The organism is Halomonas marinisediminis (genome assembly GCF_004347715.1).
Taxonomy (GTDB): domain Bacteria; phylum Pseudomonadota; class Gammaproteobacteria; order Pseudomonadales; family Halomonadaceae; genus Halomonas; species Halomonas icarae.
This window is the reverse complement of record NZ_SLTR01000021.1, coordinates 26,016-49,495: the sequence shown is the minus strand read 5'-3', so window position 1 is coordinate 49,495 and position 23,480 is coordinate 26,016. Positions and strand designations below refer to the sequence as shown.

General features: G+C 63.8%; 20 protein-coding genes. 17 read left to right on the top strand and 3 right to left on the bottom strand.

Features of this window, described 5'->3' with window-relative positions:
• Positions 1-85: 85 nt before the first annotated feature.
• The 8 genes from upp (at position 86) to E0702_RS13810 (ending at position 8,706) form a co-directional block, all read left to right on the top strand.
• The gene (upp, locus tag E0702_RS13845) at positions 86-715 is read left to right on the top strand and encodes a uracil phosphoribosyltransferase (RefSeq protein ID WP_132044827.1); all 630 of its coding nucleotides are present in this window, start codon (positions 86-88) and stop codon (positions 713-715) included.
• Positions 716-1,083: 368 nt separating this feature from the next.
• A complete protein-coding gene (locus E0702_RS13840) occupies positions 1,084-2,172 on the top strand; it encodes an ABC transporter ATP-binding protein (RefSeq protein WP_132044825.1) in 1,089 nt (362 codons plus the stop codon).
• A gap of 1 nt (position 2,173) precedes the next feature.
• On the top strand, positions 2,174-3,274 hold the full coding sequence (locus E0702_RS13835) for an ABC transporter ATP-binding protein (protein WP_132044823.1): 1,101 nt from the start codon (positions 2,174-2,176) through the stop codon (positions 3,272-3,274).
• A complete protein-coding gene (locus E0702_RS13830) occupies positions 3,267-4,148 on the top strand; it encodes a carbohydrate ABC transporter permease (RefSeq protein WP_132044821.1) in 882 nt (293 codons plus the stop codon). The genes E0702_RS13835 and E0702_RS13830 overlap by 8 nt, the downstream gene beginning before the upstream one ends.
• A 1-nt stretch (position 4,149) precedes the next feature.
• Positions 4,150-5,043 (top strand): carbohydrate ABC transporter permease, encoded by an 894-nt coding sequence (locus E0702_RS13825; protein ID WP_240721764.1) that lies wholly within the window; start codon positions 4,150-4,152, stop codon positions 5,041-5,043.
• 12 nt (positions 5,044-5,055) lie between these two features.
• Entirely contained in the window at positions 5,056-5,328 is a 273-nt protein-coding gene (locus E0702_RS13820) for a DUF2160 domain-containing protein (protein ID WP_132044819.1), read from the top strand.
• Positions 5,329-5,385: 57 nt separating this feature from the next.
• On the top strand, positions 5,386-7,128 hold the full coding sequence (locus E0702_RS13815) for an ABC transporter substrate-binding protein (protein WP_132044817.1): 1,743 nt from the start codon (positions 5,386-5,388) through the stop codon (positions 7,126-7,128).
• A 339-nt stretch (positions 7,129-7,467) separates the two neighbouring features.
• A complete protein-coding gene (locus E0702_RS13810) occupies positions 7,468-8,706 on the top strand; it encodes a uracil-xanthine permease family protein (RefSeq protein WP_132044815.1) in 1,239 nt (412 codons plus the stop codon).
• A gap of 176 nt (positions 8,707-8,882) precedes the next feature.
• Here E0702_RS13810 and E0702_RS13805 read toward each other — a convergent pair whose 3' ends face one another.
• Both E0702_RS13805 and E0702_RS13800 read right to left on the bottom strand, forming a co-directional pair.
• Positions 8,883-9,782, bottom strand: a complete 900-nt coding sequence (locus E0702_RS13805; protein ID WP_132044813.1) for a carbon-nitrogen hydrolase — start codon at positions 9,780-9,782, stop codon at positions 8,883-8,885.
• Positions 9,783-9,925: 143 nt separating this feature from the next.
• Positions 9,926-10,981 carry an agmatine deiminase family protein gene (locus E0702_RS13800; protein WP_132044811.1) on the bottom strand — a complete coding sequence of 352 codons (1,056 nt, stop codon included), beginning with the start codon at positions 10,979-10,981 and terminating at the stop codon, positions 9,926-9,928.
• Positions 10,982-11,133: 152 nt separating this feature from the next.
• On the opposite strand from E0702_RS13800, the gene E0702_RS13795 reads away from it, so the two are divergent.
• The 4 genes from E0702_RS13795 (at position 11,134) to E0702_RS13780 (ending at position 16,346) form a co-directional block, all read left to right on the top strand.
• A complete protein-coding gene (locus E0702_RS13795) occupies positions 11,134-11,970 on the top strand; it encodes a hypothetical protein (RefSeq protein ID WP_132044809.1) in 837 nt (278 codons plus the stop codon).
• 38 nt (positions 11,971-12,008) lie between these two features.
• The gene (locus E0702_RS13790; protein WP_165927534.1) at positions 12,009-14,264 is read left to right on the top strand and encodes an EAL domain-containing protein; all 2,256 of its coding nucleotides are present in this window, start codon (positions 12,009-12,011) and stop codon (positions 14,262-14,264) included.
• A 110-nt stretch (positions 14,265-14,374) separates the two neighbouring features.
• Positions 14,375-15,616: a lipoprotein-releasing ABC transporter permease subunit gene (locus E0702_RS13785; protein ID WP_132044805.1), complete on the top strand. Its 1,242-nt coding sequence runs from the start codon at positions 14,375-14,377 to the stop codon at positions 15,614-15,616.
• A gap of 28 nt (positions 15,617-15,644) precedes the next feature.
• On the top strand, positions 15,645-16,346 hold the full coding sequence (locus tag E0702_RS13780; RefSeq protein ID WP_237561913.1) for an ABC transporter ATP-binding protein: 702 nt from the start codon (positions 15,645-15,647) through the stop codon (positions 16,344-16,346).
• Positions 16,347-16,453: 107 nt separating this feature from the next.
• Here E0702_RS13780 and E0702_RS13775 read toward each other — a convergent pair whose 3' ends face one another.
• Positions 16,454-16,993: a DUF2062 domain-containing protein gene (locus E0702_RS13775; protein WP_132044798.1), complete on the bottom strand. Its 540-nt coding sequence runs from the start codon at positions 16,991-16,993 to the stop codon at positions 16,454-16,456.
• A 112-nt stretch (positions 16,994-17,105) separates the two neighbouring features.
• On the opposite strand from E0702_RS13775, the gene E0702_RS13770 reads away from it, so the two are divergent.
• The 5 genes from E0702_RS13770 (at position 17,106) to lpxK (ending at position 23,474) form a co-directional block, all read left to right on the top strand.
• Positions 17,106-19,388, top strand: coding sequence for a DNA internalization-related competence protein ComEC/Rec2 (locus E0702_RS13770; RefSeq protein ID WP_132044796.1), 2,283 nt, complete (start codon positions 17,106-17,108; stop codon positions 19,386-19,388).
• A gap of 40 nt (positions 19,389-19,428) precedes the next feature.
• The gene (locus E0702_RS13765) at positions 19,429-20,127 is read left to right on the top strand and encodes a MotA/TolQ/ExbB proton channel family protein (RefSeq protein WP_202597157.1); all 699 of its coding nucleotides are present in this window, start codon (positions 19,429-19,431) and stop codon (positions 20,125-20,127) included.
• Positions 20,124-20,561: an ExbD/TolR family protein gene (locus tag E0702_RS13760; protein ID WP_132044794.1), complete on the top strand. Its 438-nt coding sequence runs from the start codon at positions 20,124-20,126 to the stop codon at positions 20,559-20,561. Before E0702_RS13765 ends, E0702_RS13760 begins: the two co-directional genes overlap by 4 nt.
• Positions 20,558-22,330 (top strand): lipid A export permease/ATP-binding protein MsbA, encoded by a 1,773-nt coding sequence (gene msbA / locus E0702_RS13755; RefSeq protein ID WP_240721763.1) that lies wholly within the window; start codon positions 20,558-20,560, stop codon positions 22,328-22,330. The genes E0702_RS13760 and msbA overlap by 4 nt, the downstream gene beginning before the upstream one ends.
• Positions 22,331-22,406: 76 nt before the next feature.
• On the top strand, positions 22,407-23,474 hold the full coding sequence (gene lpxK, locus E0702_RS13750) for a tetraacyldisaccharide 4'-kinase (RefSeq protein WP_132044792.1): 1,068 nt from the start codon (positions 22,407-22,409) through the stop codon (positions 23,472-23,474).
• Positions 23,475-23,480: the final 6 nt, after the last annotated feature.

The following is a 23,480-nucleotide window of genomic DNA, read 5'->3' as shown; positions in this document are numbered from 1 at the left end:
CAATTTGTCGCCCGGGTCCATGCGACCAAGGTCGATGGGTTCCGCCGCCCGTAACTCTCGCTGTACTACCTAAGAGGTTCCGCCCATGAGCGTCCATGCCATCCAGCACCCCCTGGTCCAGCACAAGCTGGGCCTGATGCGTGAAGCCGGTATCAGCACCAAGAGCTTTCGTGAACTGGCCGGCGAACTGGCCAAGCTGCTCACCTACGAGGCGACCCAGGATCTGGAGCTTCAGACCCAAGATATCGATGGCTGGAGTGGCGAGAAGATCCCGGTTCAACTGCTCAAGGGCAAGAAGGTCACCATCGTGCCGATCCTGCGTGCCGGTCTGGGCATGCTTGATGGTGTCACCGACCTGATTCCCAGTGCCCGGATCAGCGTGGTAGGCCTCTATCGGGACGAGGAGACCCTCGAGCCGGTGCCCTATTTCGCCAAGTTCGCCAAGGGGCTCGACGAGCGCATGGCCATCGTTATCGACCCCATGCTGGCCACCGGCGGCACCATGGTGGCAACGCTGGACATGCTGCGGGAGCGGGGCTGCAAGCATATGAAGGTGATCGTGCTGGTGGCTGCTCCCGAGGGTATCAAGCGGGTACAGGACGCCTACCCCGATATCGAGATCTATACCGCCGGGGTGGATGAGCGCCTCGACGAGAACGGCTATATCGTCCCGGGGCTGGGCGACGCCGGAGACAAGATCTTCGGTACTCGTTGAACGGCCTTACGTCTCTACCGAGTTACCCCTGATGCCGACACCCGTTACCCGTCCGTGGTAGCGGGCGTCGTGTGTGTCGCTTCCTATCTACCGTGCTTCGTTAAGTTCTCGATGCTGCGAAATGTTCGTTTTCGATCATGTCGCGGAATCGACGGCCCCGCCTTTTCTCCTCTAAACGTCTATTGGACGAAAGTTCAGTAAATAAAAAAAGCATGCACTAACAGAGTGTTCTTCGTGCGTCCTGGCCTATCGGTGGGGCGGTAGCGTCATTTTCGGTTGGTGACATTTGTGTTTGAAACCGAATTTCGGCTACGTTGTATTCAGCAGACACTGAAAACAATCGATAACAACGAACGGTCGAGATCTGTATGTCATTGATTTTAGAAAACATCGATCAGGTAATCGGTGGTGCCACTCATATCTCGGGCGTGAACCTGGAGCTCCAGCCGGGCTCGTTCAATGTTCTGTTGGGACGAACGCTGGCGGGAAAGACCACACTGATGCGGCTGATGGCCGGGCTGGATACGCCTGCCCGGGGTCGGATCCTGATGAACGGCGAAGACGTGACCGGACGCTCCGTGCGCAAGCGTAACGTCTCGATGGTCTATCAGCAGTTCATCAATTACCCGACCCTCACCGTCTACGACAATATCGCTTCCCCCCTCAGGCTGGCCAAGGTTGCCACTGCCGAGATCGATCGGCGAGTGAGGGAAGTCGCCGAGATGTTGCATATCGAGCACCTTCTCGATCGCCAGCCTCTCGAGCTCTCCGGCGGTCAGCAGCAACGGACCGCCATGGGGCGAGCGCTGGCGAAGGATGCCGATGTCGTGCTCTTCGATGAGCCGCTGGTCAACCTCGATTACAAGCTCCGAGAGGAATTTCGCGACGAGCTGCGTTCGGTGTTCAGTGAGCGCAACTGTATCGCGGTATATGCCACGACAGAGCCCGGGGAGGCCCTGGCTCTGGGTGGCAATACCGCTGTCCTGCATGAAGGACGCCTGGTGCAGTATGGCCGGACAGAAGATGTCTATCATCGTCCACGTGACATCCTGGCCGCAGAGCTGTTTTCCGAGCCCCCGATCAACATCGTTAAGGGGGTTATCTCTGGCGGGGAGGTGACCTTCGACAAGACGCTGCATTTTCCCATCAATGAGGATCTGCGCGGTCTCGCCCCCGGGGAGTACCGCTTTGGCGTGCGTGCCTCCCATATCTCTCTCCTGCCGCGGGCAGAGAGTGATATCGAGCTGAAGATGACAGTCGACCTGGCGGAGATCAGCGGGTCCGAGACGTTTCTTCATGTGCACAACGATCTGTATCACATGACGGCGCACCTCGAGGGGGTTCACGAATTTCGTGTCGATGCACCCGTGACGCTCTATTTTCCTACCCACAAGATCTATGCCTTCGATCTTGAGGGTGCGGTGGTGCATATACCGAGCCACCTGGGAGGAGTCTGACATGGCCGAGATTACCTTGAAGTCCCTGGCACATACCTACCTTCCTGACCCTCGCTCGCTGGAGGACTACGCCATCCGCGAGATGGACCATGTGTGGCATCAGGGGGGCGCCTATGCCCTCCTGGGGCCTTCGGGCTGCGGTAAATCGACACTTCTCAATATTATTTCGGGCTTGCTGGAGCCCTCCAGCGGCGAGGTTCTCTTCGACGGGGAAGTGGTTAATGACCTGCCTCCCGAGGCGCGCAATATCGCTCAGGTTTTCCAGTTTCCCGTGGTCTACGACACCATGACGGTCTATGACAACCTGGCCTTTCCACTGCGCAACGTGAAGACGCCGGCACAGCGTATCCATGAGCGTGTCATGGAGGTCGCCGAGGTGCTGGAGCTTACGCCACAGCTCAAGCGCAGGGCCAGGAACCTTACCGCGGACGAAAAGCAGAAGGTCTCCATGGGCAGGGGGCTTGTGCGAGAGGATGTCTCCGCCATCCTCTTCGACGAGCCGCTCACCGTTATCGACCCACAGCTCAAGTGGAAGCTGCGTCGCAAGCTGAAGGAGATCCATCAGCGTTTCGAGATCACCATGGTCTACGTGACCCATGACCAGCTCGAGGCCTCTACCTTTGCCGACAAGATCGCCGTCATGTATGAGGGTCAGGTCGTGCAGTTTGGAACCCCAAGGGAGCTGTTCGAGAGGCCTAACCATACCTTCGTGGGATACTTCATCGGCAGCCCTGGCATGAACTTTCTGGAGGTGGAGGCCAGGGGCGGGAACGTGATGGCCGGAAGCGTCGAGCTGGCGGTCGAGCAGGCCGTTCATGATGCGGTGAGCCATGCCACGTCCACCAACATCAAGCTTGGTATTCGCCCGGAGTTCATCGAGGTGCATGCCGAGCGGGTCGAGGGGGGGATGGAGGCGAGGGTGAATCACGTTCAGGACTTCGGGACCTATTCGATCGTCTACCTGACATTGGGCAGGATAGAGCTGAAGGCGCGTATCGAAGAGGATCAGGTTGCGCCGACCGGCCAGGCCTGGCTGCGTTTTCCCAATGAGCGACTCGGCCTTTACATCGATGAATACCGCGTGGAGGTCGGCCATGAATAAGGTTTACAACAACCGCGCCTGGTGGCTGATTCTGCCGATGCTCCTGCTGGTGGCCTTTTCGGCCGTTATTCCCCTGATGACGGTGGTGAACTACTCGGTACAGGACGTCTTCGACGCCAATACCCGCTTCTTCACGGGCACCGAATGGTTCAGGGAGATGCTCAATGATCCGGCGCTGCAGGCCGCCGTGTTGCGTCAGTTCGCCTTCTCGCTGACCGTGCTGGCCATCGAGGTGCCACTGGGGATCGGTATTGCCCTCATAATGCCAAGGAAGGGGTGGCAGGCCTCGGCCGTGCTGATCCTGGTGACCATGCCACTGCTGATTCCATGGAACGTGGTCGGCAGCATCTGGCAGATTTTCTCGCGGGGGGATATCGGCCTGCTGGGCTGGAGCCTGCGGGAGCTTGGCTATGGCTACAACATCACCTCGAGTCCGGTAGATGCCTGGGCGACCATCATCCTGATGGATGTCTGGCACTGGACGCCACTGATCGCACTGCTTTGCTACAGCGGTCTGCGTTCTATCCCCGATGCCTACTACCAGGCGGCGCGTATCGACCGTGCCTCGAAATGGTCCGTGTTCCGCTACATTCAGCTGCCCAAGCTTACCAATGTGCTGGTGATCGGCGTGCTGCTGCGTTTCATGCACTCCTTCATGATCTATGCCGAACCCTTCGTGCTTACGGGGGGAGGCCCCGGCAGCTCCACGACCTTCCTGAGCCAGTCGTTGACGACCATGGCGATCGGTCAGCAGGACCTGGGTCCCTCGGCGGCGTTCTCGCTGATCTACTTCCTGATCATCCTGTTGGTCACCTGGGTGTTCTATACGGCGATCATGAATATGCAAAAAGATGATAACAATAGGGAGGCATGATATGCGCGATTCAGTGCCCACCACCCCGGATGCGGTACGCCAGCAGGCGGCAGCCGCCAACAACCGTCGGCGTCGCAAGGCGCGTCCGGCCTCTCGCCAGTGGCGCCGTCGGGCACTGATGACCGCCTATATCCTTTTCGTTCTGCTGCCTATCTACTGGCTGCTGAACATGTCCTTTCAGTCCAATACCGAGATCCTTGGTGGACTGACCCTGTGGCCCGACAACTTCACCATCGAGCATTACGCCAAGATCCTGACCGAATCCAGCTGGTATATGGGCTACGTGAACTCGATCACCTATGTGTTGATGAACATGTTGATCAGCATTGCGGTCGCGCTTCCAGCCGCCTATGCCTTCAGCCGGTACCGGTTCATCGGCGACAAGCATCTCTTCTTCTGGCTGTTGACTAACCTGATGGCACCACCGGCCGTTTTCCTGTTGCCCTATTTCCAGCTCTACTACACGGTCGGGCTGTTCGATACCCATATTGCGGTGGCGCTGGCCCATTGCCTGTTCAATATTCCACTGGCGGTATGGATTCTCGAGGGCTTCATGAGCGGGGTGCCCAAGGAGATCGACGAAACGGCCTTTATCGATGGCTATAGCTTTCCAACGTTCTTCGTGAAGATCTTCATCCCCATGATCAGTTCGGGTATCGGCGTGACCCTGTTCTTCCTGTTCATGTTCTCCTGGGTCGAGCTGCTGCTGGCCAGCACGCTGACCTCCACCGGGGCTCAGCCCATCGCTTCGGTAATGACTCAGACCAAAGGGGCCTCGGGCATCGACTGGGGGGCTCTGGCGGCGGCCGGCGCGCTGACGATCGTGCCGGGCATCGTGGTGGTCTATTTCGTTCGCAACCATATTGCCAAGGGCTTCGCCCTGGGGCGGACCTGAGAGGGGCGAAACATGGAGTGGATGGTCTGGACCACGCCAACGACGATCTTCTTTACCGTGATTGCCGCCATGCTGGCGGGCATGACGGCCTGGGAGGTCATCTCTCCAACGGTGGAGCGGAAGGGGTTCCTGCCCATTTCGACCACACGTGGAGATCGGCTCTTCATCGGGCTGCTATCGGCGGCCTATATTCATCTGATGGTAGTGGGCTTCACCCCCCTCAGCATCTGGCTGGCTCTGGGGGCATCGGTGCTCTGGGTGTTGATCCTGATGCGCTGGGGCTGACAGAAACGCACGGAGCCGAGTGACCAGGGACGGACGACGACAACCAAAGAGGTCAATATGACAGCGATAACAATGCGACTCTCTCTTCTGGCTGCCAGCATCACGCTGGCCAGTACGGCCTTGCATGCCGATGATCATGATGCACGCGCCATTGCCGAACGCCTTGTCGATGAGCATTTCCAGAACTCGACGCTATCCCGTGAGGAGCAGATCGAAGAGCTGCTGTGGTTCGCCAAGGCGGCCGAACCCTTCCGTGACATGGAGATCAACACCGTCGCCGAGGGCCTGACCACCCATATCTACGAGCGGGATGTACTGGCCGAGGCATTCAGCGAACTGACGGGTATCGAGGTCACCCATAACATCATCGGTGAGGGTGATGTGGTCAATAACATGCAGACCCAGATGCAGTCAGGGCGAAATATCTACGATGCCTATGTGAATGACTCCGACGCTATCGGGACGCATATTCGTTACGGCACCACCATCAATATCTCCGATGCCATGCAGAATGAGTGGGCCGACTATACTCTGCCGACCCTGGACCTGGACGACTTTATCGGCCTGCAGTATGGCACTGGTCCAGATGGCAGCATCTACCAGCTACCCACCCAACAGTTCGCCAACCTCTACTGGTTCCGCCATGACTGGTTCCAGCGGGAGGATCTCCAGGCGCAGTTCCGTGACATCTATGGTTATGACCTGGGGGTGCCGACGAACTGGACCGCCTACGAGGATATCGCCGAGTTCTTTACCGAACATGTCGGTGAGATCGACGGTACCAAGGTCTATGGGCATATGGATTATGGGCGCCGTGATCCATCGCTTGGCTGGCGCTTCCATGACTCCTGGCTCTCCATGGCGGGCATGGGCAGTCCCGGGGTGCCCTTCGGCAATCCCGTGGATGACTGGGGTATTCGCGTCAATGAGGAGAGCCAGCCGGTCGGCGCCAGCGTGTCACGTGGAGGCGCCACCAACTCGCCGGCATCGGTGTTCGCCGTGACCAAGATGGTGGAGTGGCTCAAGAAGTACGCACCTCCCGAAGCCAGTGGCATGACCTTCGGTGAAGCGGGGCCGGTGCCTGCTCAAGGCAATGTCGCACAGCAGATGTTCTGGTACACCGCCTTTACTGCCGATATGACGGACCCGGGCCTGCCGGTCACCGATGACGAGGGCAATCCCAAGTGGCGCATGGCACCGTCGCCCACCGGCCCCTACTGGGAGGAGGGCATGAAGGTAGGTTACCAGGATGTGGGCTCCTGGACGTTCTTCGACTCCACGCCGGAGGAGCGACGCACCGCGGCCTGGCTGTTCGCTCAGTTCACCGTCTCCAAGACGGTGTCGCTGGAGAAACTCATGGAGGGGCTCACGCCAATTCGCGAGTCGGATGTCTTCTCACAACAGATGACCGAGATGGCGCCCAGACTCGGTGGACTGGTGGAGTTCTACCGCAGCCCGAATGAGTCGAACTGGACGCCTTCCTCCACCAACGTGCCGGATTATCCGCGCATGGCCCCGTTGTGGTGGCAGAATCTGGCGCCGGCCGTCAGCGGTGATATCGCGCCTCAGGAGGCGCTCGACAACCTGGCAGGTGACCTCGACAGCATCATGGCGCGCTTGGCGCGAGCCAAGGTCTTCACGACCTATGCTCCCAACCTCAACGACGAGCAGGACCCGCAGTACTGGCTCGACCAGCCAGGCTCCCCCAAGGCGAAGCTCGACAACGAGATGCCACAGGGGTCGACGGTGCCTTACGACGAGATGATGGAGGCCTGGATGGCCGCGGGGTCTCGCGAGTGACCAGCGAAGGAGTCGCCTGACGCGAAGTTCGCCTGCGCTGGCCTTGCCTGAGACACCCAGCACCCTGCCACTGCTTGTCGGCACCCACGACCTTTCAACCAGGAGCGAGCCCGGTTCGGCGTCTGCCGAGTCGGGCTCATTGCCTTTCTGAAGACAACGGCGAGCAACAGGTGACAGGCTGGCTCGATTCACAGCTTCCGACGCATGGCCTCGTCGGGTTCATGGTGGAGGGACGTGATGCCAATGGGGGATGGCCGGAAATGGTCGTCCCCCAAGGGAGGACCACCTGCTAGAATGCCGCGCGAGCATACGCTAGCCACCCATTCTAGGAGCCTTGTCATGCCAATTTCCGCGGCCTCGCGACCCGCCACCTCCCTGCCACGTACGTTGCTGACCGGCGTGCAGATGCTGTTTGTTGCCTTTGGCGCCCTGGTGCTGGTGCCCTTGCTCACCGGTCTGGATCCCAGCGTGGCGCTGTTCACCGCAGGTATCGGGACACTTCTGTTCCACGGTGTGACAAGAGTGACGGTACCGGTCTTTCTGGCGTCGTCGTTCGCCTTTATCGCGCCGATCCAGGGCTCGATCGCCAACTTCGGGGTATCGGCGACCCTGGGCGGGCTGATGGCTGCCGGCTTCGTATATGTGGTCATCTCCCAGGCGGTGCGCCTCAAGGGAACCGCCTGGCTGCATCGGCTGCTGCCGCCGGTGGTGGTAGGGCCGGTGATCATGGTGATCGGCCTGGCCCTGGCGCCGGTGGCGGTGAGCATGGCGACCGGCGAGACCAGCGACCATATCGACTATGGCCCGGCGCTGTTTCTCTCCATGGCCAGCCTGCTGGTGACCCTGGTGCTGGCGGTCTTTGGCCGCGGGATCGTGCGCCTGATACCGATCATGGGAGGCATCGTCACCGGCTACGGACTGGCGCTGCTCATGGGGCTGGTGGACTTCACGCCGGTGCATGAATCGGCCTGGCTGTCGATTCCCGAATTTACCGCGCCGAGCTTCCACTGGGCGGCGATCCTGTTCATGATTCCGGTGGCGATCGCACCGGCGGTGGAGCATATCGGTGACATGGTCGCCATCGGGTCGGTGACCCGCAGGAACTACCTGGAGAAGCCCGGCCTGCACCGTACCCTGCTGGGCGATGGCCTGGCCACCGTCGCGGCGGCGCTGTTTGGCGGCCCACCCAACACCACCTATTCCGAGGTCACCGGAGCGGTGACCCTGACCCGCGCCTTCGACCCGCGCATCATGCTGGTGGCGGCCTGCACCGCCATCGCCCTTGCCTTCGTCGCCAAGTTGGGCGCACTGCTCCAGACCATTCCGGGGCCTGTGATGGGGGGCATCATGACCCTGCTGTTCGGCTCCATCGCCGTGGTGGGCATGAATACCCTGGTGCGCGCGGGTCACTCGCTGACGGCGCCGCGCAACCTGGTGGTGATTTCGCTGATCCTGGTCTTCGGTATCGGCGGGATGCAGGTGGGGGGCGGTCAGTTTACCCTGCAGGGGGTGAGTCTGGCCGCCCTGGTCGGCATTGTCCTCAACTGGGTGCTGCCCCGCGCCGAGGAAGATGAATAATCAGTCCCGATAGCGACGGGTGAGATCTCGATAGGCATCAACGCGGCGGTCACGGCCAGGTAGAGAGTGGCCAGATACGCAGTCGTTCTTAATCTCGATAACGACGTGTGAGATCGCGATAGGCGTCAACGCGGCGGTCACGGCCAGGTAGAGAGCGGCCAGATACGCAGTCGTTCTTAATCTCGATAACGGCGTGTGAGATCGCGATAGGCGTCAACGCGACGGTCACGGAGGTACGGCCAGATACGCCTCACCTCCTCGCCGCGACCCATGTCCAGGGTGACCATCAGGCGCTCGGCCTGGCAGCCGGCATGAGCCAGCAGTTCCCCCTGGGGGCCGGCGATAAAGCTGCCGCCCCAGAAGTCGATGCCACGACCAACACCGGAGTGGTCGGGCTCGTGGTCGATGCGGTTGGCCACCATGACCGGCACGCCATTGGCGACGGCATGGCTGCGCTGGATCAGTGTCCAGGCATCCTTCTGCCGCTGCTTCTCGTCATCGTCATCGGCAGGGTCCCAGCCGATGGCGGTGGGGTAGAGCAGCAGCTCGGCGCCGGCCAGGGCCATCAGTCGCGCCGCTTCCGGATACCACTGATCCCAGCACACCAGCACACCGAGCCGGCCGATCGAGGTATCGATGGGCGCGAAGCCCTGTCCGTCCCCGTCGGCGTCTCCTGGAGTGAAATAGAACTTCTCATAGAAGCCCGGGTCGTCGGGGATATGCATCTTGCGGTAGTGGCCGACGGCGCCGAGCTTGCCGTCATAGACCACGGCGGTATTGTGGTAGAGACCGGCGGCGCGGCGCTCGAACAGCGAGCCGACCAGCACGATGTCGAGTTCGGCGGCCAGTGCCGCCAGTCGGCTGCCGGTAGGGCCATCCAGGGGTTCGGCCAGATCGAACAGCTCGGTCTCCTCGTACTGGCAGAAATAGTGGGTGGCATGCAGTTCCTGCAGCATCACCAGCTCGGCGCCGGCGGCGGCCAGCTCACGAATGCCGGCCTCGCTCTCGGCGAGGCTTCTGGCCTTGTCGGGCCAGCCGGGTTGCTGGACCAGGCCGACTTTCAGATGGCGGGACATGGTGATTTCTCCTCGGTACTTGTTTCTCGTGGCTTCTCCGGTGACAGGTTTCCGAGGGGGCGCTGTGAATACTTCCCTGTACGCTACCGACGCCATCCCTGGCGTAGGACCCCCTCTTCAACCTATCCCCGGCGCCTCTCGCTTCAGATCTCTACGGTCGCCTGGATGTTTAGGCTGCCGCGGGGCAGCTGCATGGTCAGGCAGTGCAGGCTGCCGTGCTGGCGGATCACGCTTCGACAGTCGATGGGCACGATATCGCGGTCCGGAAACGCCTCGGCCAGGGCGGCGAGGGCCCGGGTGTCGGCGGCGTCGGCGTAGGTAGGCACCAGCACGGCGCCGTTGATGATCAGGAAGTTGGCATAGGTGGCCGGCAGTCGATGGCCATCCTCGGGATCCCAGCATGGGGCCGGGCAGGGCAGGGGCACCAGCCGGTAGGGCTGGCCGTCGGCGCGCCTGAGTGTCTCGAGTTCAGCCTCCATGGCCGCCAGCGCCGGGTAGTGTGGGTCCTGCTCGTCGTCGCAGCGTACATAGGCGATGGTGCGGGGGTCGCAGAAGCGTGCCAGGGTGTCGATGTGGCTATCGGTATCATCGCCCTCCAGGTGGCCGTTGGACAGCCACAGGACTCGGGTGACACCGAAATCTCGATGGAGCCATGCCTCCACGCTGCGGCGGTCGAGACCGGGGTTGCGGTTGGGATTGAGCAGGCAGGCCTCGGTGGTCAGCAGAGTGCCTGCACCATCGCTCTCGATGGCGCCTCCCTCCAGTACCAGGCCGCGTTCGCTGACGGGGCAGGCGAAGATACCGGCCTCGGCAAGGCGACGGGTCAGGGTGTTGTCCCGGTTGGCGGGAAACTTGCCGCCCCAGCCGGTGAACGCATAGTCGTGCAGCAGCAGCTGGCCATCGCGCTCCACCGCCAGGGGGCCATGGTCGCGGGCCCAGGTGTCGTCCGCCTCGGCGACCACCAGCCTCAGGCGATCGTCGGGAACACCGAGAAGGGCGAAGCGTCGCGTGAGGTGGTTGCGGGTCTGGGGGGAGGGTACGCTGATCAGTACCCGCTGGTAGCGCGCGATGGCGACCACCATCGCCTCCAGCGTCGCCTCGATACGCTCAAGCATCGAGGCCCAGTCGCTCTCCAGCCCGGGCCAGGTCAGTTGGATGGCATCCTGAGGGTGCCATTCGGGGAGCAGGCGTGTCGCCATCGATCTTGTCCTGGTCATTGGGGTGTCAGGACGCGAATGTAGGTGCCCCGGACCCGCTATGCAAGGGCAGCGGAGCCGGCGTTGATACCCTTGTCGTCGAGGGTGGTATCCTTCATTCACCAACAACCGCTCTCGGTTGGCTAAGGAGTGGCATGCGTGCCCATTACGCGTTTTCAGTGATAGCCCTGTCTGGCCTGATTCTCGCCGGCTGTTCAACGCTTCCCGGTGATGACGGGGTGGCGGCCACCACCGGTGAGTGGTTGACCCGTTCGGGCGAGGCGATCGGTGCACAGAGTCGGCGCCTGGCTGAGTGGTTCGGGCGTGATGAAGCCTCGGACGACGAGGCGATGCGTCCCGAACTCCTCGAGGAGCGCCAGACGCTGCTAGATCAGCCCTATATCGACCCGTTGACCCGGTACCTGGAGACTCATGCCGAGGACCCTCGTTATGCCGACGTGTTGACCGATCTCTCCCATGAGCGTGATCGACGTTGTGCCGCGATCGCCAACAAGTATGCCGAGCGTCCCGCCAGCCGTGAGAACCTGGCCCTCTATCGACGTGGGTACCTGTACTCCTGTCCTGCCGAGGTCAATGCCTTCTATGCGCGTGTACGAAAAGAGGAAGTGCGCCGCCCTGTTGCCCGCCCCCGGCCCGAGAGCGCGCCGGAGCCCGAAACGGACGATGCCCCCCTGGCAGAGCACGACGAACAGGTCGAAGAGGTGCTTGACCGGCGCAAGAGTAACGACTGCTACCTGCTTTTCACCATACGCAACCTGGGTGAGGCAAAAGAGGTCTGTCGCACGCCCGCCGAGCAGGGGGATGCCCGTGCCCAGCGTCATATGGGCAGCATGGCCGAGCTGGAAGGCCAGCTGGAGGAGGCGATGCGCTGGTATCGGCGTGCCGCCGATAATGGCGATGCCCAGGCCCGCGAGCGGCTTGAGGCGGTCGCGGCCTCGAGCCGCGATGCCGGTGACGAGGATGCCCGATGAGGCGTCGGCGCGTTTTGCTTGGGCGCCGGCCCACGATCATGTTACTGCTGGCGCTGCTGGTACTGCTGTTCTTTGGCGGCATGTGGCTGCTCTCTTCGCTTAACTTGCGCCATGCCGAGGGGGCCCTCACCGAGCTGCGTGAGCGGCAGATCGTGGAAACCTTCAATGCCAACCTCGACCGCATCGATGCCCATCATCGACGGATGGAGCAGAATGGCTGGGGATTGTCCCGGGCCGCCGTGCTGCTGACCGAGATGGAGGCAGGGGAGGCCGACGTCTCAGGCATTCTTAGGCAGACCCTGGAGGAGTTCACCGACGCCAGTGGGGCCACCCTGTGGCTTCCTCGACTGTCACGGCCGATTGCCATGTTTGCTCATCGTGATGGCACACAGGTGGTCGTCGAGCCTCTGGAGCGAGGCTGGATGCAGCCGGAGGCGTTACAGTCCCGTCTCGATACCTGGCGTGAAGGCAGTCCCCAGCCCCACTGGACCGGGGCCTACTTCAAGCCGAATATCAACGACGCGGTGGTCAGTGTCAGTGTGCCGGTACGTGATGGTGTGGGGCGAGTGGTGGGCATGGCGGGCAGCGACTGGGTCGCCGACGATATCATCAGCATGGTCAGCGGCATAAAGGTCACACCGAACACCTTCGCCTTCCTGGTGGACAAGGACAATCGAAACCTCTCCAGCCTGGCGGTCGCCGAGGATCTGCAGCGGGCACAGCGATTGATCGATGAGGTGTCGGCCCTGGAACTGCATCGAGAGGTTGATGCCCTCTCGGCGGGAGAGGGCATGAAGCGCCTCGATATCACCCTGGCGGGGCAGCGCTGGTCGCTCTATCACGACGCGACCCGTGCCGGAATGGTGTTCGGCATTGCGGTGCCCCAGGCGGAAATCGATGCCGTTCTGGCGCCCATGCGCGGGGTCAACTTTCGCCTGCTGGCCGGCATCGGGCTGGTCCTGTTACTGCTGGCGGGGGTGATCCTCTTCCTGGTGGCGGGATTGCTTCGCCAGTTGCGCACGCTCTATACCGATCCGCTGACCGGGCTACCCAACCGAGCACGCCTGTTGACCGATCTCGAGGGCGCGCGCGAGGGCTCACTGATGCTGGTCAATGTCGACGGCTTCAAGCAGATCAACGATCTGTTTGGCCATCAGTGTGGCGATCGCGTGATCCAGCGCCTGGCGGCCAGTCTTCAGGCGCTTCTGGAGGCGCACGGCTGTCATCATGGCCAGCTGTATCGCATGCCGGGAGATGAGCATGCGGTCTGGTTGCCCGGCACCATGACGGACAGCTCCCTGCGTAGCACGGTAGAGGCTCTGCACCAGGCGCTGAGCGGGCTGCGGGTCGATTGGCGAGGACAGGAGCTCCCGGTGCAGCTATCCCTCGGGGTGGCCTCGACCTGGCGGCTCGAGGCGGGCCAGGACACCCTGTTGTCCTCGGCCAGCATCGCCCTCAAGCAGGCGCGTGTCGAATCACGCCCCTATGTGTTCTATGACCCGGCCGTGCAGGTACGACGCAACTATGAGCGCAACCTGGCCTGGGCCAATCGGCTGGGAGAGGCCCTGGATGAGAGCCGGATCGTATCCTATTTTCAGCCGATCATGGATACGGTGAGCGGGCGTGTCGAAAAGTTCGAATGTCTGGTGCGCATGGTGGAACGGGATGGTGAGGTAATCGGCCCCGGTGCCTTCCTGGAGGTGGCCCGACGCAGCCGACTCTATCATCGCCTGACGCTGACCATGGTCGATCGCTGCCTGGTGGCGGTGGACGAGACGCCCCACGAGTTCTCATTGAACCTCTCAAGCGAGGATATCGTCGATCCGGAAATCAGCGAGGCACTGTTGGCGCGGGTGGCCGACAGTGGCGCCGGCGATCGACTCATCTTCGAGATCCTCGAGTCCGAGGGGGTCGACAACTATGCCGCCGTGAGCGCCTTTATCGTTCGCGCCAAGGCGCTGGGGGTACGGATCGCCATCGATGACTTCGGCAGTGGGTATTCGAGCTTCGAGCATCTGCTGCGTCTCGACGTGGACCTGCTCAAGATCGACGGAAGCCTGGTGCGTCAGCTCGACACCGACAGCGATGCCGAGACCCTGATCCGGGGTATCGTAAGCTTTGCCCGCGAGATGGGCATCGTTACGGTAGCGGAGTTCGTTCACAACGTCGCGGTACTGGAGAGGGTGCAGGCATTGGGCGTGGACTTCGCCCAGGGGGCCTGCATCGGCATGCCCGGGCCTCACCCGGAATTCGCGACCCCTATCGGCGGGGTCCGTGCAAATCCTGTGAATTAGCCCCTGTCGGCGATGCAGTGGCAGCGCAAAAGCCTTACCATGAGCGCCCGCCGCCTTACAGCAGGCTCACCCGCCTTGCCATGGGGCCCTCGCCGACAAGGAATGCCATCATGCTGGATAGACTGCCCTTCCTGATCGGGTTGCGCTATGTGCGCGCCAAGCGCCGCAACCACTTTATCTCCTTTATCTCGCTGACCTCCATGCTGGGGCTGATGCTCGGCGTGGCCGTGTTGATCCTGGTGCTCTCGGTGATGAACGGCTTCGATCATGAATTGCGCACGCGCATCCTGGGCATGGTACCCCATACCAAGATCGAGTCGCGCACAGGCATGGTGGAGTGGGAGGCGCTGGCCGAGCGGCTGATGGAGCGTGAACGGGTCATCGGCGCGGCTCCCTATGTGGAGCAACAGGGGATGTTCTCGGTGGGGGGGCGCAATGAAGGTGCCATGGTCAACGGCATCCACCCTGAGTGGGAAGACAGGGTATCGATCATCGGTGATAACATGCAGCAGGGCAGCCTTGCCGATCTCGAGCCCGGCGAATGGAATATCGTGCTCGGCTCCATCCTGGCGCGGCGTCTGGGGGTCGGGGTCGGCGATCGCGTTACCCTGCTGGTGCCCGAGGCCTCGATCACTCCGGCTGGCGTCTTCCCGCGACTCAAGCGTTTCACCGTCAGCGGTATCTTCAGCGTCGGGGCCGATCTCGACGCCGCCCTGGCCTATGCCCATATCGAGGATATGCAGACCCTGGCGCGACTGGGGGATGCGGTGGGAGGGCTGCGCCTGGAGCTCGATGACCTGTTCGCCGCCAGCGCCGAGACACGCACGATCGTCAACGAGCTGGGGGCTGGCTACCGCGGCTACGACTGGACCTTCTCCCACGGCAATCTCTTCCAGGCAATCCAGATGGAGAAGCGCATGATCGCGCTGCTGTTGACGGTGATCATCGCCGTGGCGGCCTTCAATATCGTCTCGACGCTGGTCATGGTGGTCACCGACAAGCACGCCGATATCGCCATCCTGCGCACCATCGGGGCCACGCCTCGGTCGATCATGGGCATCTTCGTGGTCCAGGGTCTGGCCATCGGCATCATCGGCATTCTGGTGGGGGTGGGGCTTGGCGTGCTGCTTGCGCTGACCATCTCCGACATCATCGACTGGGTCGAGACGGTGTTCGGGATCCAGTTCCTCGACGCCGGTGTCTACTTTATCAGCAACCTCCCTTCGCGACTCCACTGGGATGATGTGGGCAATATCGTCGCCTCGGCCCTGGTGCTGACCTTCTTCTCTACCCTCTATCCGGCATGGCGGGCTGCCCGCGTGCAGCCGGCGGAGGTGTTGCGCTATGAGTAACGCTTCGAGCCTCAATCAGGAGATTTCCATGCAACGTACCTTCGGGCAGACGATGCTGGAGTGTCACGACCTGACGCGTATCTACCGCGAGGGTCCCCAGGACATCACCGTGCTCGATGGTCTTTCCCTTACCGTCAATGCCGGCGAGCGGGTCGCCGTCGTCGGCAGTTCGGGGTCGGGCAAGACCACCCTGCTCAACCTGTTGGGGGGGCTGGACCTGCCGAGCCGCGGTGAGGTACGCATCGCCGGAGAGTCACTGTCGAACCTTGGCGAGGCGGCACTCGGACGGTTTCGCAATCAGCATATCGGCTTCGTCTATCAGTTCCACCATCTGCTGGCCGAGTTCACCGCCGTCGAGAATGCGGCCTTGCCCCTGATCGTGCGTGGTCAGCGCAAGAGGGTTGCAGAAGACGCTGCCATGCAGCTGCTGGAGAAGGTGGGCATGGCATCACGTGCCGACCACAAGCCCGGCGAGCTCTCGGGCGGCGAGCGCCAACGGGTGGCGATCGCCCGGGCGCTGGTCACCGACCCCAGCCTGGTGCTGATGGATGAACCCACCGGCAATCTGGATCAGCACACTGCGGCCGGGATTCTGGCTCTGATGGACGAGCTGGCCCGTACCGCCGCCTGCGCCTTTGTCATCGTCACCCACGACCCGGCCCTGGCGGCCCATCAGGACCGTGTCCTGCGCCTCGATGATGGACGCCTGAGCGAGCAGCCACGCGGGTAGGCGACCCTGTGGGTCAAGTTTGGCCAGGATTGCAGCGGCCGCCTCTCGAGGCGGCCGCTCGCGTTGGGGCGAAGGAGACGGTGATCCCGGACAGGCTGATGGGTACCCTAGAGGGTCTCGTCACAGCCGGCCCGGCGCCGGCGCCGATGGCGAGCCTTCCAGCTTCGCGAGACCTGCCAGCGCCACAATAGCCGCACCGCCAGGTTGCCAACGAGGGCCAATATCACCGCCATGACCACCGATCCCAATGCAAGCGCCGGCAGGATATCGCCGAGACGCTCGGCGACCCAGTGGGGGGAGAGGCGCTCGGGAGCCTCCCGGCCAGGGATGTTCATCAACCAGGCGCCGAGGCGATAGTTGGCATAGAAGATCAGCGGCATGGTCAGCGGATTGGTGACCCATACCAGCCCCACCGAGAGGGGCAGATTGCAGCGCGCCAGCTTGGCACCCCCGGCGGCGATGGCCATCTGCAAGGGGATCGGCAGCATGGCGCTGAACAGGCCCACCGAGAAGGCATTGGCCACGCTGCGACGGCTCAGCACCCATAGTGCGGGGTCGCCGATCAAGGCGCTCATGAAGCGTAGCGAGCGCTGACGCCTCAGGGCGTCCGGATGTGGCATATAGCGCTGTAGCAGGCGGCGCGGCATGGGCACTGGTTCGTGGCATCGTGACCTGTCCTATTATCCATACAAGACTGTGGGGCCGCACCTGTGGTCTTCCTCGTTATGGGGCCTAGGCCCCGATTGCCGGAGCCAGGCAATGCCAAGAGGATGGGCTCTTCCCCTGGCCCTTGCCGTGCTGTCGGGTATCGGGCTGGGGGCCAATCCGCCGCCGGGTCTCGCCGAAGGGGTGGGCCTGGCGCTGCTGGTGGCGCTGGCCCTGCGCTGGCGAGGTGCGGTGGCGGGTGTGTTGACGGTGGCCTGGATGGCGAGCGCCGTGCTGATCGTGCAGGGCGGGCAGCTTCCCCCCGGGCTGGGCGGGGTCGACCTGATGCTGGAGGGCCGGCTCGAGTCGGTGGTCGAGCGGGGCAGGGTGACACGACTCGGCGTCAGCGTGGAGCGTTGCCAACCCCTTCGCTCACACCGGCTACCCTGTCGGCGCCTGAATCGGGTTCGTCTCAACGCCTATGCGCCGCCTCCCATGATGACCGGTGAACGCTGGCGGTTCACCGTCAGGCTGAGGCCGCCCGGCGGGCTCGCCAATCCCGGCGCCTTCGACTATCGCGCCTGGTTATGGCGCGAGGGCATCCAGGCCACCGGTTATGTTCGTCAGTCTCCGGCGCCTCAGCGACTCTCGGCAGCCTCTGTCGATCCGCGGCAGATGGCGCTGGCGCTGCTCGACCACCAGGAGCTTCCTGCCCGGCCGGGTCGCTGGCTGGCCGCCCTGACTCTGGGAGCCAGCGAGCGACTCTCCGATGGCGATTGGGCGTTGCTCAATGCCAGCGGCACCACCCACCTGATGGTGATCTCCGGGCTTCATGTGAGCCTGGTAGCGGGCGTCGTGCTGCTGCTGGGGCGAGGCGTGGCACGCCTGCTGACACCGGGACGTTGGCGTCTGGCGGTGTGGCCCTGGTGGTTGGCGGCGTTGGGAGCGAGCGGCTATGCGCTGCTGGCGGGGCTCGAGCCGCCGGCGCTGCGAGCCCTGATCATGGCCCTGGTGGGCCTCTGGGTGGCCAGCGGGCGCCATGCACCGGGACCCTGGCAGGGGTGGTGGCTGGCACTCGCCGTGGTGCTGTTGCTCGACCCGCTCAGTGCCTGGCGACCGGGGCTGTGGCTCTCCTTCGCTGCGGTGGCCATGCTGATTCTTCTCTGGCAGGGCAGGCCGCGCCCCCGGGGGATACGTGGCTGGTTGTGGGGGCTGGTGCGCACTCAGCTGATGTTGGCCCCGGCGATGGGGGGGGCCGTGCTGCTGGCCTTCGAGCGCCTGGCGCCGGCCGCGCCGCTGGTCAACCTCATCGCGGTGCCGTTGGTGAGCGGCCTGCTGGTTCCCCTGGGGCTCCTGGGCTGGCTGTTGGCGCCCCTGCCGGGGGTGATGGCTGCCTGCTGGTGGCTGTTTGCCCGGCTGACGGATGGCCTGGCCCGGCTGCTGGAGGCGATGGTCGCACGGCTGCCGCTTTGGTATCCCGAACCGGGGCAGACATTGCCGGTGGCGCTGTCGCTGTTGGCGTTGGCCATGCTGTGGGGAGTGCCCGGCCTCGATAGGCGCCTGCGGATTGTCGCCACCCTGCTGCTGGGGCTGGTCCCGCTGCTCTGGCAAGCCCCACGCCTGCCGCCAGGAGAGGTGGAGGTCAGGGTCCATGACGTGGGTCAAGGGCTGCTGGTGGAGCTGCGTACCCGGAGTTATCGACTGCTCTATGATACCGGGCCACGTTTCGCGTCGGGGTTCACACCGCTGGAGTCGCTGTGGCCAGGGACGCAAGCCTTCGACATGGTGATCGTCAGCCACGACGACAACGACCATGCCGGCGGGGTGGCGACTCTCGACGCGCTGCATGAGGTCGAGCGCTACCTGGGGCCACCGGCCGCGCTGCCGGGGGAGAGGGTCGAGCCCTGTCTGGCTGGTCGTCAGTGGCGGCGTGATGACGTCGATTTTCGTCTGCTGTGGCCGCCGGCCTCAGCCCAGGGGCTTCCGGACAATGACCGCTCCTGCGTGCTGGAGGTCACGGTGGGTGATCACCGCCTGCTTCTCAGCGGCGACCTGGGCAGGGAGCATGAGCGTCGCTTGCTCCACGAGGTAAGCGGCCCCGTGAGCGTGCTGCTGGCCGGACATCATGGCAGCGCAACCAGTTCCGGAGCAGAGCTGGTCAAGGCGCTCGTGCCTCGCCACCTGGTGTACAGCGTGGGGCGGCATAACCCCTTCGGCCATCCCGCCCCCGAGGTGGTCAGGCGCTTTCGACGTGTCGGGGCCTGCCAGTGGAGTACCGGCTTGGACGGTGCCCTGACGTTTCGTCTCGGTGGGGGCGAGCTGGCAGGGCCGAATGCGGCACGCGCCGGCATCCGGCCCGGTGTCGATTGCGGGCAGCTTGCGTTAGAATCGCCGTAAACGCGGTGGGATGACCGCGGCTACCGGAGAGGATGTGCGCATGGACATGATGGAGGCCCTGATCGCCGGGGGCTGGCTGATGCTGCCGCTGCTGGGTTGCTCGTTGCTGGCCACGGTCATCATCATCGAGCGACTGTGGACCCTGCGCGCCGGGCGCATCGCCCCGCACGGGCTGGGCCAGGAGGTGTGTAGCCTGATTACCCGTGGCCAGGTCAACCTCTACTGGCTGGAGAGTCACTCACCCCTGGGCGGCGTGCTTGCCGCTGGCCTGCGCAACGCCGGACTCGGCCATGAGCAGGTCAGGTCGCGACTGACCGAGGCCGCCACCGCGGTGATTCACGATATGGAGCGTTTCCTCAACCCGCTGGGTACCATCGCGGCCATCGCTCCGTTGATCGGCCTGCTCGGTACCGTGGTCGGCATGATCGAGGTCTTTGCGGTGATCGTTGCGGGTGATGGGGCGAGTCGTACCGCCGATCTGGCCGGTGGCATTTCCCAGGCGCTGGTGACCACCGCCGCGGGCCTTACCGTGGCGATTCCTGCGCTGATGTTTCACCGCTACTTTCAGCGCCGGGTCGAGGATATCACCGTACGCATGGAGGAACAGGCCGGCCAGGTGGTGGAGTTCCTGGCTCACCATGGCAGCGCCATCAGCCTGGCCGAAGGCCAGACCCCGGCCCGCGATGCCGAGCGCGTGGAGGCCGATGGTCGCCTGGCGCCAGAGGTGAGGCACCCGTGAGGTTTCCGCGACGACGGCGTGATCCGGTGGAGGTGAACCTCACCCCACTGATCGATGTGGTGTTTCTGCTGCTCATCTTCTTCATGGTATCGACGACCTTCGAGACGCGCCAGGCGCTCGAGCTCACCCTGCCGGAGTCGCTCTCCGGCAGTGCCGCCGAGCCTTCGCCGGTGACGCTGGTGGTCACCGCCGAGGGGGGCTACCGGCTTGGGACGCGCGATCTGGATGCCGAATCCCTGGGGCCTGCCCTGGCCGACGAGGCGGATCAGGGACGCGAGCATGGCCTGGTGATAGAGGCGGATGCCCAGGCCCGCCATGCCGACGTGGTACGAGCCCTCGACCAGGCTGGCCTGAACGGTATTCAGCGTGTACGTATCGCCACCACGGAGCGTGCAGCGCACATTGCCTCACCCAGACCAGCGGAGACACCGTGACTCCCATCGGGACTTCTCAACACGCTTCCCAGCAGTCGAGCCTGACGCTCTATCGCCGTCTGCTGCGCTATGTGCGCCCCTACTGGCGCTCCTTTGCCCTGGCCATCTTCGGCTATGCCATCTATGCCGCCTCCAGTACCGCCCTGGCGGAGATGATGAAGCGCCTGATCGACGGGATTCAGGAGCCCGATGCCGCCTTTCGGCTGTTCCTGCCGCTCTTCGTGGTGGGGATGTTTGCCGCACGAGGGCTGGGGACCTTCCTCGGGACCTACTTCATGAGCAATGTGGCACGCAACGTCGTGCATGTGTTGCGCTGCGATGTCTTCAATCACATGTTGCATCTGCCGGGTCGTTTCTTCGATAGCCACTCCAGCGGCCATCTGATCTCGCGGGTGACCTACCACGTCGAGCAGGTCACCGGCGCGGCCACCAAGGCGGTGACCATACTGCTTCGCGAGGGGCTCTTCGTGATCGGCCTGGTCATCTACCTGCTGTGGACCAACTGGATGCTGACCCTGCTGTTTCTGGCGGTGACGCCATTGATCGGCGGGGTGGTGAGCTACACGAGCAAGCGCTTCCGACGCCTCTCGGGGCGTATCCAGGCCTCCATGGGCGAGGTGACCCATGTGGCGTCAGAGGCGCTCTCGGGTTACCGGGTAGTGCGTACCCATGGTGCCGAGGCCTATGAGAAGGCCCGCTTCGCCAAGGTGAGTGACTACAATCGTCAGCAGAGCCTCAAGGAGGCACTGACCAAGGCGGTCAGCACCCCGGTGATCCAGCTGCTGGTGGCCCAGGCCCTGGCGGTGCTGGTGTGGCTGGCCATGTCACCGGCGCTGATGGCCAACATGACCGCCGGCGAGTTCGTGGCCTTCATTACCGCCGCCTCACTGATGGCCAAGCCGGTGAGACAGCTCACCGAGGTCAACAGCGAGATCCAGAAGGGTCTGGCCGCCTCGTCGGAGCTGTTCGGCCTGCTCGAGGAGCCGGCCGAGCCCGACGAGGGGACCCATGAGCCCGCAAGGCTTGCCGGCCGAGTCACGCTGGAAGGGGTGACCTTTCGCTACGCCGAGGGGCAGCCGGAGGTGTTGAAGGGCATCGATCTCGAGGTGGCCGAAGGCGAGATGGTGGCGATTGTCGGCCGCTCGGGCAGCGGCAAGTCGACCCTGGTGGGGTTGCTGCCGCGGTTCTATCGCCCGAGTGCCGGCCGGGTCCTGATCGATGATGTTCCCCTGGATGCGTACCGCCTGGCGCCGTTGCGCCGCCAGATCGCGCTGGTCTCCCAGCAGGTGACACTGTTCAACTCAAGCATCGCCGCGAATATCGCCTATGGGGTGGAAAACCCCGATCCGGCGGCCATCGAGGCGGCGGCACGCTCTGCCCATGCCCATGAATTTATCGAGCGCCTGCCCCAGGGATATGCAACGGTCGTCGGCGACAACGGCGTGATGCTCTCCGGCGGGCAGCGCCAACGGCTGGCCATCGCCCGGGCGATCTTCAAGGATGCGCCGCTGCTGATCCTCGATGAGGCCACCTCGGCGCTGGATACGGAGTCCGAGCGTCATATCCAGGCGGCACTGGAAGAGGTCTGCAAGGGGCGCACGACGCTGGTGATCGCCCATCGTCTCTCCACCATCGAGCGCGCCGACCGTATCCTGGTCATGGAGCAGGGCGAGATCATCGAGCAGGGCAGTCATGCCGAACTGCTGGCGCGTGACGGCGCCTATGCGGCCCTGCACCGCCTGCAGTTCCAGGAGGCCGTCCCGATATGAGGATCTTGCAGGACGGCGCGATGGCGACCATTGTGGCGGCCCTGCACCGCCTGCAGTTCCAGGAGGCCGATCCGGCATGAGCCAGCTTGGCGAGCGTTGGCTCAGGGCCGCCTATCGTGGAGACGCCTGGCTGGCGGCACTGAGGCCACTGGAGGTGCTCTATCGCTGGGGGGTGCGTCGGCGTGCCGCCGCCTATGCCAGCGGTCGCAAGCCGGTCTGGCGGGCACCGGTGCCGGTGGTCGTGGTGGGCAACCTGACCCTGGGTGGTACCGGCAAGTCGCCGCTGGTGGCCTGGCTGGTGGAGCACCTGAACGGCCAGGGCTGGCGGCCGGGTATCCTGTCGCGGGGCTATGGCGGGCAAGGGGCTGAGTATCCGCAGCTGGTCGAAGCAACGACGCCCGCCGCCGTCTGCGGAGATGAGCCGCGCATGCTGGCCGACCAGACCGGGGTGCCGGTGGTCGTGGACCCCGAGCGTCCCCGCGGTGCCCGACGCCTGCTCGAGGCCGGCTGCGATATTCTGGTCAGCGATGATGGCCTGCAGCACCTGGCCCTGGGGCGTGATCTGGAGCTGGTGGTGGTGGATGGGGTGCGCGGCTTCGGCAACGGTCGCTGCCTGCCGGCGGGGCCGCTGCGCGAGCCGCTGTCGCGGCTGGAGAGCATCGATGCGATGCTGGTCAATGGAGAGCCTCGGGTAGCGTTGCCCCTGGATGGCCGGCGCATGACGCTGGTGCCATCCGGCTGGCGCCGCCTCGTTGATGGCAGGCGCTACCCCATCGATGAGACGCCCTTTGCGGGGCCGGTCCATGCGATGGCCGGCATCGGTCGGCCGGCGCGTTTCTTCGACACCCTGAGGGGGCTTGGCGTCGCGGTGATCCCGCACCCGTTCGGCGATCATCATCGCTTCCGCGCCGATGAACTCCATTTCGAGGATGGCCGCCCGCTGGTGATGACCGCCAAGGATGCCGTCAAGTGCCGTGACCTGGCGCCCGATGACAGCTGGGTGCTGGAGGTCGAGGCCCTGCCTGAACCAGGCTTCGTGGCCTGGTTCGACGACTGGCTGGCCGGTGCGGGTGTCATGCCGCTCCGGCAGCCGGGGAGTCATGAATTCGCGAGACGAGTCGATATCGGCACGCCACAACAGTGAAGGGGA

Bases quoted from the DNA above. Each gene is read 5' to 3' on its own strand.
- E0702_RS13775 (WP_132044798.1), bottom strand. From the start codon at position 16,993: ATGCCGCGCCGCCTGCTACAGCGCTATATGCCACATCCGGACGCCCTG.
- E0702_RS13820 (WP_132044819.1), top strand. From the start codon at position 5,056: ATGGAGTGGATGGTCTGGACCACGCCAACGACGATCTTCTTTACCGTG.
- E0702_RS13785 (WP_132044805.1), top strand. From the start codon at position 14,375: ATGCTGGATAGACTGCCCTTCCTGATCGGGTTGCGCTATGTGCGCGCC.
- E0702_RS13830 (WP_132044821.1), top strand. From the start codon at position 3,267: ATGAATAAGGTTTACAACAACCGCGCCTGGTGGCTGATTCTGCCGATG.
- E0702_RS13805 (WP_132044813.1), bottom strand. From the start codon at position 9,782: ATGTCCCGCCATCTGAAAGTCGGCCTGGTCCAGCAACCCGGCTGGCCC.
- E0702_RS13765 (WP_202597157.1), top strand. From the start codon at position 19,429: ATGGACATGATGGAGGCCCTGATCGCCGGGGGCTGGCTGATGCTGCCG.
- E0702_RS13815 (WP_132044817.1), top strand. From the start codon at position 5,386: ATGACAGCGATAACAATGCGACTCTCTCTTCTGGCTGCCAGCATCACG.
- E0702_RS13810 (WP_132044815.1), top strand. From the start codon at position 7,468: ATGCCAATTTCCGCGGCCTCGCGACCCGCCACCTCCCTGCCACGTACG.
- lpxK (WP_132044792.1), top strand. From the start codon at position 22,407: ATGAGCCAGCTTGGCGAGCGTTGGCTCAGGGCCGCCTATCGTGGAGAC.
- E0702_RS13795 (WP_132044809.1), top strand. From the start codon at position 11,134: ATGCGTGCCCATTACGCGTTTTCAGTGATAGCCCTGTCTGGCCTGATT.
- E0702_RS13800 (WP_132044811.1), bottom strand. From the start codon at position 10,981: ATGGCGACACGCCTGCTCCCCGAATGGCACCCTCAGGATGCCATCCAA.
- E0702_RS13790 (WP_165927534.1), top strand. From the start codon at position 12,009: ATGTTACTGCTGGCGCTGCTGGTACTGCTGTTCTTTGGCGGCATGTGG.
- E0702_RS13825 (WP_240721764.1), top strand. From the start codon at position 4,150: ATGCGCGATTCAGTGCCCACCACCCCGGATGCGGTACGCCAGCAGGCG.
- E0702_RS13840 (WP_132044825.1), top strand. From the start codon at position 1,084: ATGTCATTGATTTTAGAAAACATCGATCAGGTAATCGGTGGTGCCACT.
- E0702_RS13770 (WP_132044796.1), top strand. From the start codon at position 17,106: ATGCCAAGAGGATGGGCTCTTCCCCTGGCCCTTGCCGTGCTGTCGGGT.
- E0702_RS13835 (WP_132044823.1), top strand. From the start codon at position 2,174: ATGGCCGAGATTACCTTGAAGTCCCTGGCACATACCTACCTTCCTGAC.
- upp (WP_132044827.1), top strand. From the start codon at position 86: ATGAGCGTCCATGCCATCCAGCACCCCCTGGTCCAGCACAAGCTGGGC.
- E0702_RS13780 (WP_237561913.1), top strand. From the start codon at position 15,645: ATGCAACGTACCTTCGGGCAGACGATGCTGGAGTGTCACGACCTGACG.